Annotated in this window: 13 protein-coding genes and 2 tRNA genes; 6 read left to right on the forward strand and 9 right to left on the reverse strand. The window is 69.2% G+C overall.

Translation table 11 applies throughout. From position 1 onward, the window contains the following. Positions 1-29: 29 nt before the first annotated feature. The 3 genes from RIC31_RS25090 to RIC31_RS25100 all read right to left on the reverse strand — a co-directional run bounded on the left by RIC31_RS25090 (position 30) and on the right by RIC31_RS25100 (position 3724). Complete coding sequence (locus RIC31_RS25090; RefSeq protein ID WP_350114725.1) at positions 30-1379, reverse strand: amino acid ABC transporter permease; 1350 nt, start codon at positions 1377-1379, stop codon at positions 30-32. A gap of 3 nt (positions 1380-1382) precedes the next feature. Further along, positions 1383-2582 carry an amino acid ABC transporter permease gene (locus RIC31_RS25095; RefSeq protein ID WP_350114728.1) on the reverse strand — a complete coding sequence of 400 codons (1200 nt, stop codon included), beginning with the start codon at positions 2580-2582 and terminating at the stop codon, positions 1383-1385. A gap of 101 nt (positions 2583-2683) precedes the next feature. After that, on the reverse strand, positions 2684-3724 hold the full coding sequence (locus RIC31_RS25100; RefSeq protein ID WP_350114731.1) for an amino acid ABC transporter substrate-binding protein: 1041 nt from the start codon (positions 3722-3724) through the stop codon (positions 2684-2686). Between the two features lie 324 nt (positions 3725-4048). Between RIC31_RS25100 and metC the strand changes: the two genes are divergently transcribed. The 3 genes from metC to RIC31_RS25115 all read left to right on the forward strand — a co-directional run bounded on the left by metC (position 4049) and on the right by RIC31_RS25115 (position 6964). After that, on the forward strand, positions 4049-5245 hold the full coding sequence (metC, locus tag RIC31_RS25105; RefSeq protein ID WP_350114734.1) for a cystathionine beta-lyase: 1197 nt from the start codon (positions 4049-4051) through the stop codon (positions 5243-5245). Between the two features lie 17 nt (positions 5246-5262). Continuing rightward, on the forward strand, positions 5263-5640 hold the full coding sequence (locus RIC31_RS25110) for a winged helix-turn-helix domain-containing protein (protein ID WP_350114736.1): 378 nt from the start codon (positions 5263-5265) through the stop codon (positions 5638-5640). A gap of 217 nt (positions 5641-5857) precedes the next feature. Then, entirely contained in the window at positions 5858-6964 is a 1107-nt protein-coding gene (locus RIC31_RS25115; RefSeq protein ID WP_350114739.1) for an HD-GYP domain-containing protein, read from the forward strand. Positions 6965-6997: 33 nt separating this feature from the next. On the opposite strand, the gene RIC31_RS25120 is transcribed toward RIC31_RS25115, so the two are convergent. Both RIC31_RS25120 and RIC31_RS25125 read right to left on the reverse strand, forming a co-directional pair. Then, positions 6998-8599 carry a rhodanese-like domain-containing protein gene (locus RIC31_RS25120; RefSeq protein WP_350114742.1) on the reverse strand — a complete coding sequence of 534 codons (1602 nt, stop codon included), beginning with the start codon at positions 8597-8599 and terminating at the stop codon, positions 6998-7000. Positions 8600-8622: 23 nt separating this feature from the next. Further along, positions 8623-10485, reverse strand: a complete 1863-nt coding sequence (locus RIC31_RS25125; RefSeq protein WP_350114745.1) for an ABC-F family ATP-binding cassette domain-containing protein — start codon at positions 10483-10485, stop codon at positions 8623-8625. A gap of 187 nt (positions 10486-10672) precedes the next feature. On the opposite strand from RIC31_RS25125, the gene RIC31_RS25130 reads away from it, so the two are divergent. Then, complete coding sequence (locus RIC31_RS25130) at positions 10673-11542, forward strand: DMT family transporter (protein WP_350114748.1); 870 nt, start codon at positions 10673-10675, stop codon at positions 11540-11542. Between the two features lie 12 nt (positions 11543-11554). Here the strand turns inward: RIC31_RS25130 and RIC31_RS25135 are convergent. The 4 genes from RIC31_RS25135 to RIC31_RS25150 all read right to left on the reverse strand — a co-directional run bounded on the left by RIC31_RS25135 (position 11555) and on the right by RIC31_RS25150 (position 12719). After that, a tRNA-Arg gene (locus tag RIC31_RS25135) sits at positions 11555-11631 on the reverse strand. Between the two features lie 41 nt (positions 11632-11672). Beyond that, on the reverse strand, positions 11673-11978 hold the full coding sequence (locus RIC31_RS25140) for an ETC complex I subunit (RefSeq protein WP_350114751.1): 306 nt from the start codon (positions 11976-11978) through the stop codon (positions 11673-11675). A gap of 72 nt (positions 11979-12050) precedes the next feature. Continuing rightward, positions 12051-12127, reverse strand: a tRNA-Pro gene (locus RIC31_RS25145). Between the two features lie 211 nt (positions 12128-12338). Continuing rightward, positions 12339-12719: a hypothetical protein gene (locus tag RIC31_RS25150; RefSeq protein ID WP_350114754.1), complete on the reverse strand. Its 381-nt coding sequence runs from the start codon at positions 12717-12719 to the stop codon at positions 12339-12341. A 292-nt stretch (positions 12720-13011) separates the two neighbouring features. Between RIC31_RS25150 and RIC31_RS25155 the strand changes: the two genes are divergently transcribed. Further along, a complete protein-coding gene (locus RIC31_RS25155; RefSeq protein ID WP_350114757.1) occupies positions 13012-13674 on the forward strand; it encodes a class I SAM-dependent methyltransferase in 663 nt (220 codons plus the stop codon). A gap of 40 nt (positions 13675-13714) precedes the next feature. After that, on the forward strand, positions 13715-14800 hold the full coding sequence (locus RIC31_RS25160) for an Ldh family oxidoreductase (protein WP_350114760.1): 1086 nt from the start codon (positions 13715-13717) through the stop codon (positions 14798-14800). Positions 14801-14803: the final 3 nt, after the last annotated feature.

Below are 14803 nucleotides of genomic sequence, written 5' to 3' on the forward strand. Positions count from 1 at the left end.
GTCGGTCTCCAATTCGTTACGTCGCACCGTCAACGCCGGCCGTAGCCGCCGCCGATCGTGCGCTCGAGATGCTGGCTGTACTTCGACATGCAGAAGCAGATCACGAAGAACACCGCGGCCGTGAACAGGAACGGCTCGGTGTGCATGCCGAGCCACTTGGTGTCCTGGCCCGACGCCTTCGCCATAAGCAGGATGTCGTAGAGGCCGATGATCGACACCAGGGTGGTGTCCTTCAGCAGCCCGATGAAATTGCCCACGATGTTCGGGATCATCAGCTTCAGGGCCTGCGGCATGATGATGAGCGTCATCATCTTCCAGTAGTTCAGGCCCATCGCCTGGGCGGCCTCGTACTGGCCCTTGTTGATGGCCTGCAGGCCGCCGCGCACGATCTCTGCCATGTAGGCGGCGGCGAAGATGCATACCGCGATGATCACCAGGACCAGCTTGTCGAGGTTGACCTCGACCGGCAGGAACAGCGGCATCATGGTGACCGCCATGAACAGGATGGTGATCAGCGGAACCGAGCGGAACAGCTCGATGAAGGCCGTGCAGAACACCCGGATGACCGGCATCTTCGAACGCCGGCCGAGGGCCAGGATCACGCCGGTCGGCAGCGCCGAGGAGATGGCGATGCCGGAGATCACCAGGGTCAGGAACAGGCCGCCCCAGTTCACCGTCGGCACCGGCGCCAGGTCCCAGGTGGCCTGGAATAACAGAGCCAGGACGAAGCCGACGACGAACGCCCCGATCAAGACGTACTTCTGCAGCCGCTCGTCCTTGTTCTCGAACCCGGACAGCCGCATCAGCGCGGCCCGCAGCGAGCCGTAGCCGGCATAACTCGCGGCCACGTTCAGCCAGACCGCCGCGAACGCGGTCAGCGCGATCCCCACCATGATCTGCAGGAACCAGCCGACCTCGCCGCCCAGCAGCATCGCCGCCGCCAGGAACGGATAGGTGAGGACCGCCGATATGCCGGTCGCGATCTTCGCCTTCACCTTCGGGAACCAGAACGGTGCCAGCCAGACCGCGAGGATCACCCCCGCGAGGTTGACCCGCCATTGCTCGACATCGGGATAGCGGCCGTAGAAATAGTTGTTCATCCAGACCGACACGCCGGCCCAGCAGGCCCCGTTGCCCCTGGTGATGTCGAGGCACTCGCGGTAGCTGCCTGCGCTCCAGACGGCGTTGGCGATCCCGTAGAGGTAGAGGGTGTAGGCGAAATAGGCGATCAGGCTGCCGCCGACGATCGTCAGGATCGAATCGAACGGCCCGCCGAACAGGTTCTTGCGCAGCCAGCCGACCACCCCGACCGTGTTGGGCGGCGGCGGCAGGCTGGGCTTCGGCCGGAAGACCGTGTCTTCGTGCATCGTCTCAGCCATGGCTCATCTCTCCTTCAGCTGAACGAGCTTGTTGTAGTAGTTCAGAGCCATGGAGATGCTGAGGCTGACGGACATGTAGAACAGCATGACCATCGCCACGATCTCGATCGCGTGGCCCGACTGGTTCAGAGAAGTCTGCATGAACACCGCGACCAGATCGGGATAGCCGATCGCGATGGCCAGCGACGAATTCTTCACCACGTTCATCCAGTTGCTGATCATCGGCGGAACGACCGCGCGCATGGCCTGCGGGATGATGACGAGGCGAAGCGTCATGCCGGGGCGCAGCCCCAGGGAATAGGCCGCCTCGGTCTGGCCGTGGGCGACCGACAGGATGCCGGCGCGGACCGCCTCCGCCATATAGGCCGAGTGGTAGATGACCAGGGCCAGCAGGATCGCGCAGAACGCCGGCGGAACGCTGACGCCGCCGACGAAGTTGAAGCCCTTGAGCGCGGCGAAGTCGAAGGTAAGAGGCGCACCGGTCGCGAGGAACACCAGCGCCGGCAGGCCGAAGAAGATCCCGAGCCCGACCCCGAAGGTCGGGAAGCGCTGCCCGGTCGCCATCTGGCGCTTCTTCGCCCAGACCGCCGTCGCATAGGTCGCGACGATGGCGATCACGATCGTGATCATGGTGAGGTCGAAGCCGTCACCCGGGACCGGCGCCGGCATGTAGAAGCCGCGGTTGTTCAGGAAGAACATGTCCAGCACGCCGTAGCTCTGGCGCGGCGACGGCAGCAGCGAGAACACGGCCAGGAACCAGAACAGGATCTGCAGCAGCAGCGGCGTGTTGCGCAGGATCTCGACGTACCAGGAGGCCATCTTGGAGATCAGCCAGTTCTTCGACAGCCGCATGATGCCGACGAAGAACCCGAGCAGCGTCGTGAAGAGGATCGCCACCAGGGAGACCACCAGCGTGTTGACGATGCCGACCAGGTAGACGTGGAAATAGGTATCGCCGGCCTGGTACGGCAGCACTGTCCAGGCGATCGAGAATCCGGCGCTGCCGGCCAGGAAGTCGAAGCCGCTCGACATCCCGCGCGCTTGCAGGTTTTCGGAGGTGTTGATGAACAGGTACCGCGCGACGACCACCACTACGATGGCGACGATCGCCTGGTACAGCACGGAACGGACGCGCTCGTCGTTCAGCCATTCGACAATCGAACGGCTCTCTCGTCGAGGCGATCCCTTCTCGAGAACGGCCATAGCCTGACCCTCCGTCTTCGAAACGGATCAACAAAAAATTCGTTTGAGCAAAGGCGGGCGCCCGGTCGAACCAGCGACCGGGCGCCACACCAATCAGTCGCTCACCGGAACGGCGGCGAGTACAGCAGGCCGCCCTTGGTCCAGAGCGCGTTCGGGGACCCGTCCCGCGGGATGTTCATGACGGTCTTCTCGCCCATGAACTCCTCGTAGTTCTCGCCGTAGTTGCCCACCGTCTTGATGATGTTGTAGGCCCACTTCGGATCGAGACCGAGGCCCTTGTTGAGGTCGCCCTCGAGACCGAGCATGCGCTTGATCTCGGGGTTGGTGGTCTCGGCGGCGATCTTGTCGACGTTGGCCGAGGTGATGCCGAACTCCTCAGCCTGGATCATCGCGAACACCGACCACAGGACGATGTCCTTCCACTGCGAGTCGTTCTGCCGGACGACCGGACCCAGCGGCTCCTTCGAGATGGTCTCCGGCAGGATCGTGAAGATCGACTGGTCCGGAGCCTTCGCGCGGGTCGAGGCCAGGCTCGACTTGTCGTTGGTGATGGCGTCGCAGCCACCGGTGAAGAACGTGTTGTCGCGGACGTTGCTGTCCTCGAACACGACCGGCTTCATGTCCAGGCCGTTGGTGCGGCTGTAGTCGCTCAGGTTCAGCTCGGTCGTGGTGCCGGTGGCGACGCAGACCGTGGCGCCCTTCAGCTCGAGCGCGCTCTTCACGCCGAGATCCTTGGTCACCATGAAGCCCTGGCCGTCGTAGAACGAGACGGTGGTGAAATCGAGCCCGAGCTGCGTGTCGCGGAACAGGGTCCAAGTGGTGGTGCGCGACAGCATGTCCGACTCGCCGTTGGCCATGGCCGTAAAGCGGACCGCCGACGTCACCGACTGGTATTCGATCTTGTCCGGGTCACCGAAAATGGCCGCCGAGACCGCACGGCAGTTCTCGACGTCGAAGCCGGACCACTTGCCGGCGTCGGACAGGACGTACCAGCCTGGCGCCGGCGTGCCGACCTGGCAGCGCAGGTGACCGCGGCTCTTGACGATGTCCAGCGTGCTCTGCTGCGCAGACGCCGGCTCGGCAGTGAACGTCAGGGCGGCCAAAAGCCCCGCGCCCAGACCGAAAAGGCTGACCTTCTTCATGTGAAACCCACCCAGTTATCGTTGTGACAAAGACCGAACACCCTGGCCTTTGGCGCCCTCTCGCAAGGATCTTGCCAGACCTTAGGTGTCGGCGTTTCGCGCCTTCAACCCCCTCCCCGGATCCGCACATGCTCAACGCGAGTGCAGCGCGATGCGGAGTGCCGCGAAAGCGGGCAACCGCCCGAAACGCAGACATCACACCATGCTACACCGCACGATGGCAAGCCTCGCTGCCGGCCGCTGGATCATTGCCGGCATTTGCCCTTACCCTCGCCATTGCTCACGGATGTTGTCCGCAGACCCGTTTCCAGAGGAATCACGACGATGGACGACTTGAAGGGGATGGCCGCCCGAACCCGGCTCGTGCACGCCGGCCGCCACCCGCACGACAATCACGGCGTCGTCAATCCGCCGGTCTACCACGCCTCCACCATCCTGCAGCCGTCGCTCGCGGTCTGGGAGGCTTCGCGCAAGCCGGATTTCCCCGGCTATCGCTACGGCCGCGCCGGCACGCCGACCAGCCGGAGCTTCGAGGAAGCGGTCGCCGACATGTATGGCGCCGCCGACGCGGTGGCGGTGTCGTCCGGGCTGGCCGCGATCGCCTGCGCGCTGATGGCCGTGCTGAGGGCCGGCGATCACCTGCTGGTCAGCGACAGCGCATATTTCCCGACCCGCAAGTTCTGCGACCAGATGCTGGCGCGCTACGGCGTCGAGACCACCTACTACGACCCGCGGCTGGGCGGCCGAATCGCCGACCTGCTGCGCCCCAACACCCGCGCGGTCTTCACCGAGGCGCCGGGTTCGCTGACCTTCGAGATGCAGGACATCCCGGCGATCGCCGCCGCCGCGCATGCCCACGGCGCCGTGGTGCTGACGGACAACACCTGGGGAACCGCCCTGCATTTCGACGCCCTGGGCAAGGGCGTCGACATCGTCGTCGAGGCCGTCACCAAGTACATCTGCGGCCATTCCGACGTGATGATGGGGCTGATCGCCAGCACCGCCGAGCACGCCGGCGCGGTGCGCGACATGGTCCGCCTGCACGGCAACTGCTCGGGTCCCGACGACCTGTATCTGGCGCAGCGCGGCCTTCGGACGATGGGGGTCCGGCTGAAGCAGAACGAGGCCAACGGGCTGGCGCTCGCCACCTGGCTGGAAGGCCGCCCGGAAGTTTCCAAGGTGCTGCATCCCGGGCTGCCGAGTCACCCCGACCACGCGCTCTGGCAGCGCGACTTCAGCGGCGCCAGCGGGCTGTTCTCGTTCGTACTGAGGCCGGTGCCGCGGGCGGCGCTGGCGGCCTTCCTGGACGGCCTCAAGCTGTACGGGATGGGCGCCAGCTGGGGCGGATTCGAGAGCCTGATCCTGCCGGGCGACCCGAAGGCGCTACGCACGGCCACCACCTGGGACGAGCCGGGTCAGTTGCTGCGGATCCATGCCGGCCTGGAGGACGTCGATGACCTGATCGCCGACCTCGAAGCCGGTCTCGACCGCCTCACAGCCGCCGCCAAGGCGGCGGCCTGATCCTCGGGAAGTCGACCATGGCGCGGCCGCGAATCCGCCTGCTGATCGGAGACGCCGTCGCGCTGGGCCCCGGCAAGGCCCGCCTGCTGGAGGCGATCGGGACGACCGGCTCGATCGCCGCCGCGGCCCGCACCATGGGTATGTCCTACGGTCGGGCCTGGCAGCTGGTTCAGGCGATGAACGGCGATTTCCGGGCGGCGCTGGTCGAGCGCGCCGCCGGCGGGCGCGGCGGCGGCGGCGCGGCCCTGACCGCGCTCGGGCTGGAGGCCCTCGACCGGTACCGCAGCATGGAGGCCCGGGCCGATGCAGCGGTCGCCGACGATCTCGACGAGTTCGCGGCCTTGCTGCGGACGCCGGAGCCCGGCGATCCGGTAGACGAATCTCCGACGGTTTGATGTGGATCAATGTCGGCGGCGGCGGCCGGTCATATCTTCCAGCTGTCTCTGCGACCCTCCACGACGCAGAAACTCCCAACCACGGCGGGGCCGGTAGCTTGCTACCGGTCCCGTTGTGGTTTCCGGCCCGGGCGTTCACCGCTTCTTAAGCACACCCGTCGCAAGTTCCAGGCTTCTGACACCCTGGATTCGCAACGCTCGTCGGACCGCGCCACGAATGACTCCGGAACGCCTCCTCTTCGCCGTCTCCGACCCTGCCCGCTACGAGGCGATTCGCGTCGTGCTCGCGGAGTCCTTCACGCTGCGACTGGCCGAAACGCGCTGGGACGCGGACTCGGCGGTCGACGATGGGCCGGACATCATGCTGGTCGAGCAGGTCCTGCCCGGCGGCCGGGGTCTCAGGATCTGCGAGCGCGCCCGGTCCCGCGCCGATGGCAAGGATCGACTGATCGTCGCCATCGGCGACGCCGACACGGCGGCGGTCGAGGAGGCGACGCTCGCAAGGGTGATCGACGGGTGGATCCCCCGAAACCTCGCGCCGGGCGCGTTCCTCACCCGGTTCTGGGCGTTGTACGGCCGGCGGGACGATCGCAGGCTGATGATGGCGGCCGGACCGGAGGCGAAACCGCTGGTGGAACGCGGTCGGGCGCTGTTCGCGGAGCTCGACGGCGGCATGATCACGGGCCGCACCCGGGCGCTGCTGTCGGAAACCGCGACCCGGGTCGTCACCTTCGCCGACGCCTGTTCCGCCTCGTCGCTGCTCGAGCTGCTGCAGGGGCATCACGCCTACACCTTCGCCCACAGCCTGCGGGTCGGCATCCTCATGGCGACCTTCGGACGGCATCTCGGGCTCGATGACGAGAACGTCACGCTGATGGCCGAGACCGGCCTCGCCCACGACGTCGGCAAGCTTCGCGTTCCGCTCGAGATCCTGGCGAAGCCCTGCCGCCTGACCGCCGACGAGATGACCGTCATGCGCTCGCACCCGGTGATCGGGGCCGACATGCTGCGCGAGGTGTATCACGACCAGCCGGGACTTCTGGCCGCGGTCCGGCATCATCACGAGCAGCTGTCGGGCGACGGCTACCCGAACGGCCTGAAGGGCGGGCAGATCGACGAGCTGTCGCTGCTGACCGCGGTGGTCGACGTGTACACCGCCCTCACCGACCGGCGCGACTACAAGGCGCCGATGTCCATGGTCGAAGCGATCTCGGTCATGGACTGCATGGCCGGACCGCACCTCGAGCCGCGGCTGTACCGCCGGTTCCTGGAGGTGATCCGCGAACTGGACGCCAGCAACAGCGCGTCGACGGTCGCCGCCTGACGCGCTCACGCCAGGCGGGGAGGTTTCCGGACCTCAGGCCGGAAAGTGGCGGAACGACAGGCCGCCGGCCTTCTTGATCTGCTCGACCAGCGCGATCTCCCAGGTCAGGTAGTCGTTCATGGCCTTCTCGATCTCCGCCCGGTTCTTGCGGTCGTAGGGCCGCAGATAGGTGTCCTGCGGTTCCGACAGCACCGCCGTCATCCCGCTCTGCATCGGCAGCCCGGCCGCGGCCCAGGCATCCGCCCCGCCCTCCAGCAGCAGCACCTCGCGGCCACAGCCGGCCAGGTCCGCCGCGGTCAGCCGCGCCAGCGCCGTCTCCGGGGCGGTCAGCACGATCGCGGCGCCGGCCGGAAGCTTCGACAGGTTCTCGGCGATCGCGGTGCGGCACGCCCACCACGCCCCTTCCGGATGCCGGTCGCGGTAGTCGAGGCCGCGCGCCAGGTCGAGCAGCACAGCGGAGCCGGCCGCCATCCGCCGCCCGGCCTCCGCCGGGGCGATCGATCCGCAGGCCGGGAGCGCGTCGATCCCGAGAACCGGCGCGGCGTAGCGGCCGGACACGGTCTCCTGGCCGTCCAGCCCGCCCTCCAGCACGTAGACGTCCTTCCAGCCGAGCTGGGCCAGCCAGCTGGCGGTCATGTCGGCCCGGACCCGCTTGTCGTCGACCAGCACCACGCGGGCGTTGCGGACCGGCAGGTACAGGTCGGTCGCCTGGACCAGCTGGCCGCCGGGCGCGTGCCGGGAATCGGCGATCCGCCGGGCCTCGAACTCCTCGATGGTCCGCACGTCCAGGATAGCCAGGGTGCGGCGGTCGCGCTCGGCCCGCCAGGCGTCCAGGGTGGCGGCATCCACGGTGCCGACGCCGAAGCGGCGGGCCGCCGCGGCGGATCGTGCCCGGGCCTGGGACAGCGCGGCGTCGTCCGGCGCCGGGGCGGCACGCTCGTTGCCGTGCTCCAGGCCGTAGCCGGCGAGGTGCCAGCCCATGGTGCCGTTGCGCAGCGCCACCACCTCGTTGGGGATGCCGGCATTGATCAGCGACTGGGCGCCGATGATCGAGCGGGTCCGGCCGGCGCAGTTCACCACCACCAGGGTGTCCGGCTCCGGCGCCACCTCGCCGACCCGGTACACCAGTTCGGCGCCGGGCACGTCGATCCCGGTCGGGATGTTCATCACCCGGTACTCGTCCATCGGCCGGGAATCGAGCACCACCAGCTTGCGGCCGGAATCCATGATCGACTTCAGTTCCTCGGCCGACACCGACGGCGTGCCGTAGGCGTGCTCGACGAACTCGCCGAACGCCTTGGACGGCACGTGCATGCCGCTGAACAACTCCAGGCCGGCGGCCTGCCAGGCCGGGGTGCCGCCGTCGAGCACCGAGACGTCGGTATACCCGAAGGCCTCCAGCCTGGCCGCGGCCTGCTCGGCCAGCCCCTCGCCGGCGTCCTCGACCACGATCGGGGTCGACCGCCGTGGGATCCGCTCGCCGGCCAGCAGCTCGAGGCGCGCCAGCGGAATGTTCGCGGCGAGAATCGGGTGCGACGCGGCATAGGGCGCCTGCTCGCGAACGTCGATCAGGGCGGTCTCCTCGTCGCCCTGCAGGCGCGCCTGCAGGGTGCGCGCGTCGATCTTCTTGGCCATCGGTGGTCCTCCCTCGGGTCGGTTCAGGCTGATGCCGCCTCCAGGGCCTCGGCGGCGGCGAGCCAGCGCTCCTCCGCCTCGGCGATCTGGGCGTCGAGCGCCGCCTTCTTCTGGATCAGTTTCTGCATCTCCGCGGTCGAGCCGCTGTAGGTGCGCGGGTCGCCCAGGGTGACGACCAGGGCGTCGCGTTCGCCGGTCAGCTTCTCCAGGCGCTTCTCGGCGTCCTGGGCGGCCTTGCGGATCTCGACGTTCTGCTTGCGGGCCTCGGCGGCCTGCCGGCGCTGGTCCTTCTTGTTGACCCGGCCGCCGGCGTCGGAATCGGCGCGGCGCGCCGAGCCCCGGCGCTCGTCGCGGACCCGTTCCGCATAGGCCGCGATATCGCCGTCGAAGGCGCCGACGGTGCCGTCCGCGACCAGCCAGAGCCGGTCGACGGTCAGCTCCATCAGCCGCCGGTCGTGGCTGATCAGCACGACGGCGCCGGGGAAGTCGTTGAGCGCCTGCACCAGCGCCAGCCGGGCGTCGATGTCCAGGTGGTTGGTCGGCTCGTCGAGCACCAGCACATGCGGGTCGTAGGCCATCACCAGCGCCAGCGACAGCCGCGCCTTCTCGCCGCCCGACAGCTTGCCGACCGCGGTGGTCTGCTTGTCCTGGGTCAGCCCGACCGCGCCGAGCCGGGCCCGCACCCGCTCCGGCGGCTGGGTCGGCAGCCGGCGGCGCAGATGGTCGACCGCGGTGTCGCCGCCGTCCAGCTCGTCGGCATGGTGCTGGGCGACGTATCCGACCCTGAGGCGGGCCGCCCGGTGGACATCGCCGCCGTCCTGCTCCAGCTCGCCGGCGATCAGCCGCGCCAGCGTGGTCTTGCCGTTGCCGTTGGAGCCGAGCAGGCCGATACGGTCGTCCGGGTCCAGGCGCAGGTTCAGGCGCGACAGCACCGGCTTGCCCGGCACGTAGCCGACCGACGCCTTCTCGAAGGACAGCAGCGGCGGCGCCAGGTTCTCCGGCGTCGGAAAGCTGAAGCGGGTCTCCGGATCGGCGAGCGCCGCCGGCAGGACCTCCATCTTCTCCAGCATCTTGATGCGGCTCTGGGCCTGGCGCGCCTTCGAGGCCTTGTAGCGGAACCGGTCGACGAAGGACTGCAGGTGCTTGCGCTGCAGCTCCTGCTTGACCCGCTGCGCGTCCAGCAGCGCCAGCCGTGCCTCGCGGACCCGCTCGAAGGTGTCGTAGTTGCCGGTGTACTGCACCAGCTTCAGCCCTTCGACATGCAGGATCGAGGTCGCCACCTCGTTCAGCAGGTCGCGGTCGTGGCTGACCACGATCAGGGTCTTCGGATAGACCTTCAGGTGGCCCTCCAGCCAGACCGTGGTCTCCAGGTCCAGGTGGTTGGTCGGCTCGTCGAGCAGCAGCAGCTCGGGCTCCTGGAACAGCACCGCCGCCAGCGCCACGCGCATCCGCCAGCCGCCGGAATATTCCGACAGCGGGCGGTTCTGCATCGCCTCGTCGAAGCCGAGGCCAGCCAGGATGCGGGCGGCCCGCGCCGGCGCCGCATGGGCGCCGATGTCGATCAGCCGGGTCTGGATCTCGGCGATCCGGTGCGGATCGGTCGCGGTCTCGGCCTCGGCGCTCAGCGCGGCCCGCTCCTTGTCGGCCGCCAGCACGTGCTCGATCGGGGTCTCGGTCCCGCCAGGCGCCTCCTGGCGAACCCAGCCGATGGCGTTGGCGCGGCCGAACGGCCCGCTCAGCTCGACCGAGCCGGTGTCGGACTGCAGTTCGCCGCCGATCACCTTCAGCAGCGTCGACTTGCCGGTGCCGTTGCGGCCGATCAGGCCGACATGGTGACCGGGCGGGATGGACACGGTGGCGTCGTCGAGCAGGACGCGACCGGCCACGCGGACCGTGATGGAGCGGATGGACAACATGGCCGGGGTGATAGCACCGCCGATGCCGCCGATCCAAGCGGTTCCCCTTCCCCGCCCCGACGACCCGGCGTATGACCGACCGATGGCCCCGTCCGACCCCGCCCTCCCCCGGCCCGTCGCCACCCTGCCGCCTGCCGTTGGACCGGCCGACCGCTCCGTGTCCACGCCGGGCCGCGCCATCCTGCTGATGGTGGCGGCGATGGCGGTGCTGACGGTCAACGACGCGATCGCCAAGTGGCTGACCCAGCGGGTGCCGGTCGGCGAGGTGCTGGCGGTGCGCGGCGCGATGGTGGTGGTCCTGGCGGTCGCCTGGGCGGCGGCGCGCGGCCGGCTGGCCGACCTGCGGGTGCTGCGCTGGCGGCCGAACCTGATGCGCGGCGCCCTGATGGCGACCTCGACCTTCCTGTTCGTGACCTCGCTGTCGCTGCTGCCGATCGCCGACGCCATCGCGATCTCCTTCGCCGGGCCGATCTTCGGGACCGTGCTGGGCGCCATGATCCTGGGCGAGCGGGTCGGCTGGCGGCGCTGGAGCGCGGTCGCCGTCGGCTTCGTCGGCGTCGTCGTGATGGTCCGCCCGACGCCGGAAATGATCCGGCTGGCGGCGCTGATCCCGCTCGGCGCCGCGCTGTTCGGGGCGCTGCGCGACGTGGTCACCCGCCGCCTCGGCACCGGCGGCGAATCGACCCTGGCGATCCTGGTGGTGTCGACATCGGTGGTGGCACTCGCCGGCCTGACGACCCTGCCGTTCGGCTGGGTCCCGCTCGGCTGGCCGGAACTCGGCCTGTTCGCCGGCACCGCGGCGCTGGTCGGCATCGCCCAGTCGCTGACCATCGAGGCGCTGCGCCACGGCGAGGTCGGGCTGGTCGGGCCGTTCAAATACACCAGCCTGGTGTGGGCGGTGCTGCTGGGGGCGCTGGTCTGGGGCGACGTGCCCGGGCCGACGATCTGGCTCGGCTCGGCGATCGTGATCGCCAGCGGCCTGTACATCTGGCGACGCGAGACGATGCCGGCACGCCGCGCGCCGTAGCCGGCGGGGGAGTGGCGCGCCCAGCAGGACTCGAACCTGCAACCGTCCGCTTAGAAGGCGGGTGCTCTATCCAGTTGAGCTATGGGCGCCTGCGCGCCGGGCCGGCCGGCCCGGGAACCCGTGCGACCCCTCAGTGGGTCCAGTTCAGCTTGCGGTCGAAGGCGAAGTTGTCGGCATAGGCCTTCGGGCGCGGTGCCCGCTCGTGCGGCTCGACCACGGTGTAGGCGAAGCCGTGACGCTTGGCGAAGGCGACCGCCTCGTCGCGGCTGTCGAACGGAATGCGGACCTGGTTGGTGGTGTCGCCGGCCGACACCCAGCCCATCAGCGGCTCCGGGATCCGCGCGGTCTCGGCGCGGTACTCCAGGATCCACTGCTTGGTCTTGCCGCGGCCCGACTGCATGGCGTTCTTGGCCGGCTTGTAGATACGGACACGCATGTTTCCGCCGCTCCCGTTCCATCGCGTCCGATCGCGGCCGCGAGTGTCCCTGCCGTGTTGGCCCTGCCGTATTGGTCGGGGTGGACGGATTCGAACCGCCGGCCCTCTGCTCCCAAAGCAGATGCGCTACCAGGCTGCGCTACACCCCGAGTCCCTGCAAAGTCGCGGAATTCCTAGCCTCTCGGGGCGCTCCGATCAAGAGGAGACGGTGCCGCGCCCCACCGACGGCATAAACCGGCACAATTCTCCGGTGCGCCCGGGGCAACCGGCAAGCCCGGCTCCCGCAACTGCCGCCCCGAGAGCGGCGTCACCCGCCTCCGCTTCCGCATCGGCCGCCGACGGGCGGCAGGCCGTCGCGGATCAGCACTTCTTGCGTGAAATCGTGCGCTCGATCGCCAGCTTCTCGCCCTTGTACTGGGCGACCTCGCCTTCGGCGTCGCCGGTCAGGGCGCTCACCGGGATCAGGACGAGAAACACGCCGATCGCGTCGGCGGTCTGGGCGTCGTTCTGGCGCGACGAGGCATCCGCCAGCTTGAACTCCGTTTCGGTGCGCACGCGGTTCAGCTCGTGGCAGCCAAGGTGCTCGTACTCGCTGCTGGCGACGGAAGCCGGCGCGATCGACGACGGCGACTTCGCGCAGGCGGCCAGTGTCAGGGCAACACCCGCCAGACCCAGCCAACGCGCCGCGTTCCCGACACGCGCAACAACATCCCGTTTCCGGGCCACGAAGACTCGTTGCATGACACCCCCCAATTTGCGCCGTCCCGAGCCCTCAGTCGTCGGGACGAACTCCCCCACCGGACCGCCGCCCCGGCCTATCCTGGCGTTGTGTCGGGCGACATATCCACAACGCCAGGATCGCGCGGGACGCGCAACCAATGTTTATCGTTAACGGGTATATTTCGATTCACTGTTGAACAGTCGCCGCTGTGCACGCATCGCGGCCCGGCGACGGACGGCCGGTGTTGCCAAGTCCCAGCGCCCCCCATATAGCGGGCCAGCCCACACCTGCTTACGGACACCAGGAGCCCGCATGTCCCCGCGCACCCTCACGCTCGACGACCGGCTCTATGCCTATGTCACCGATACCGGCGGCCGCGAGCCGGAGGTCGGCCGGCGGTTGCGCGAGAAGACCGCCGCGATGCCGATGGCGGGCATGCAGATCGCGCCGGACCAGGGCAATGCCCTCGCCCTGCTGGTCGAGCTGATCGGCGCCCGGCGGGCGGTCGAGGTCGGCACTTTCACCGGCTACTCGGCGCTGCGCACGGCGCTGGCGCTGCCGGAAGACGGCGAGCTGGTGTGCTGCGACGTCAGCGACGAGTGGACCTCGGTCGGCCGGCCGTTCTGGGAGGAGGCCGGGGTCGCCGGGCGAATCGACCTGCGGATCGCCCCGGCGACCGAGACCCTGGACGGCCTGATCGCCGGCGGCTGGACCGGCACCGTCGATTTCGTGTTCATCGACGCCGACAAGCCGAATTACGACGCCTACTACGAGCGCGCCCTGGTGCTGGTGCGGACCGGCGGGCTGATCGCCGTCGACAACGTGCTGTGGAACGGTGCCGTGGTCGACGACTCGGACCAGAGCGCCGACACCCGGGCGATCCGCGCGCTGAACACGAAGATCCACGGCGACCGGCGGGTCACCATGGCGCTGCTGCCGATCGGCGACGGCCTGACGCTCGCCCGCAAGCGCTAACCGTCTGGCAACCCGGGCCGGCCGGCGCCACAATACCCGGATGGCACGCTATCCGGGCGAAGAGAGCGAGCGGCGGTTTCCCCACCGGGTCCTGCGCGACACCGTCGGCCGGCTGTTCGCCGCCTGCGGCATGAACGCGGACGACGCCGGCACCCTTGCCGATTCGCTGGTGCATGCCGACCTGCGCGGCATCCACTCGCACGGCGTCCTGCGGGTGCCCGACTACGTCCAGAAGCTGACAAGCGACGGCGTCGACCCGGCCGGCCGGCCGCGGGTGGTGTCCGACATCGGCGGCGCCCTGGTGGTCGACGCCGACAACGCAATGGGCCAGATCGCCGGCCGGCTCGCCATCGACCGGGCGATCGCCCGGGCGTCGCGGATCAACGTCGCCTTCGTCGCGGTACGCGGATCCAACCACAGCGGGGCGCTCGACTGGTACACGCTGCGCGCCGCCGAGCACGACATGATCGGCATCGCCGGGACCAATGCGCTGCCCACCATGGCGCCGCCGGGCGGCACCGAGAAGCTCGTCGGGCTGAACCCGGTGTCCGTGGCGATCCCGGGTGGCGAGACCGGACCGCTGGTGCTGGACGTGGCCCTTGGCGCCACCGCCCACGGCAAGATCCGGGTCTACGCCCAGAAGCGGCAGCCGATCCCCGAGGGCTGGGCGCTCGACGCCGAGGGCCGGCCGACCACCGACGCGGCCGCCGCCCTGGAGGGCCTGATCCAGCCGATCGGCGGCCACAAGGGCATCGGCCTCGCGATGATGGTCGGAATCCTGGCCTCGGTGCTGTCGGGTGCCGGCTACGGCACCGAATCGGGCAACATGGCGGACGGCGCGGTGCCGGGCGCCGACGGGCAGTTCTACATGGCGCTCAACGTCGCCGGCTTCCGCGAGATCGACGCCTTCAAGGCGCATGTCGACCGGCTGGTGCGACAGTACCGCGGGAGCCGACGGGCCGACGGCGTCGAGCGGCTTTACCTGCCGGGCGAGATCGAGGCCGAACTGGAAGCCCGCAACCACCGCGACGGGGTGCCGCTGAACGACGGGACGGTCGCCCTGATCGCCGCGGCGGGAGAGCAGCTCGGGGTCGACGTCTCGGCGCTGCTGGCGGCGGCCCGGTAAGCC

It is taken from the genome of Thalassobaculum sp., assembly GCF_040219615.1.
Lineage (GTDB): Bacteria > Pseudomonadota > Alphaproteobacteria > Thalassobaculales > Thalassobaculaceae > Thalassobaculum_A.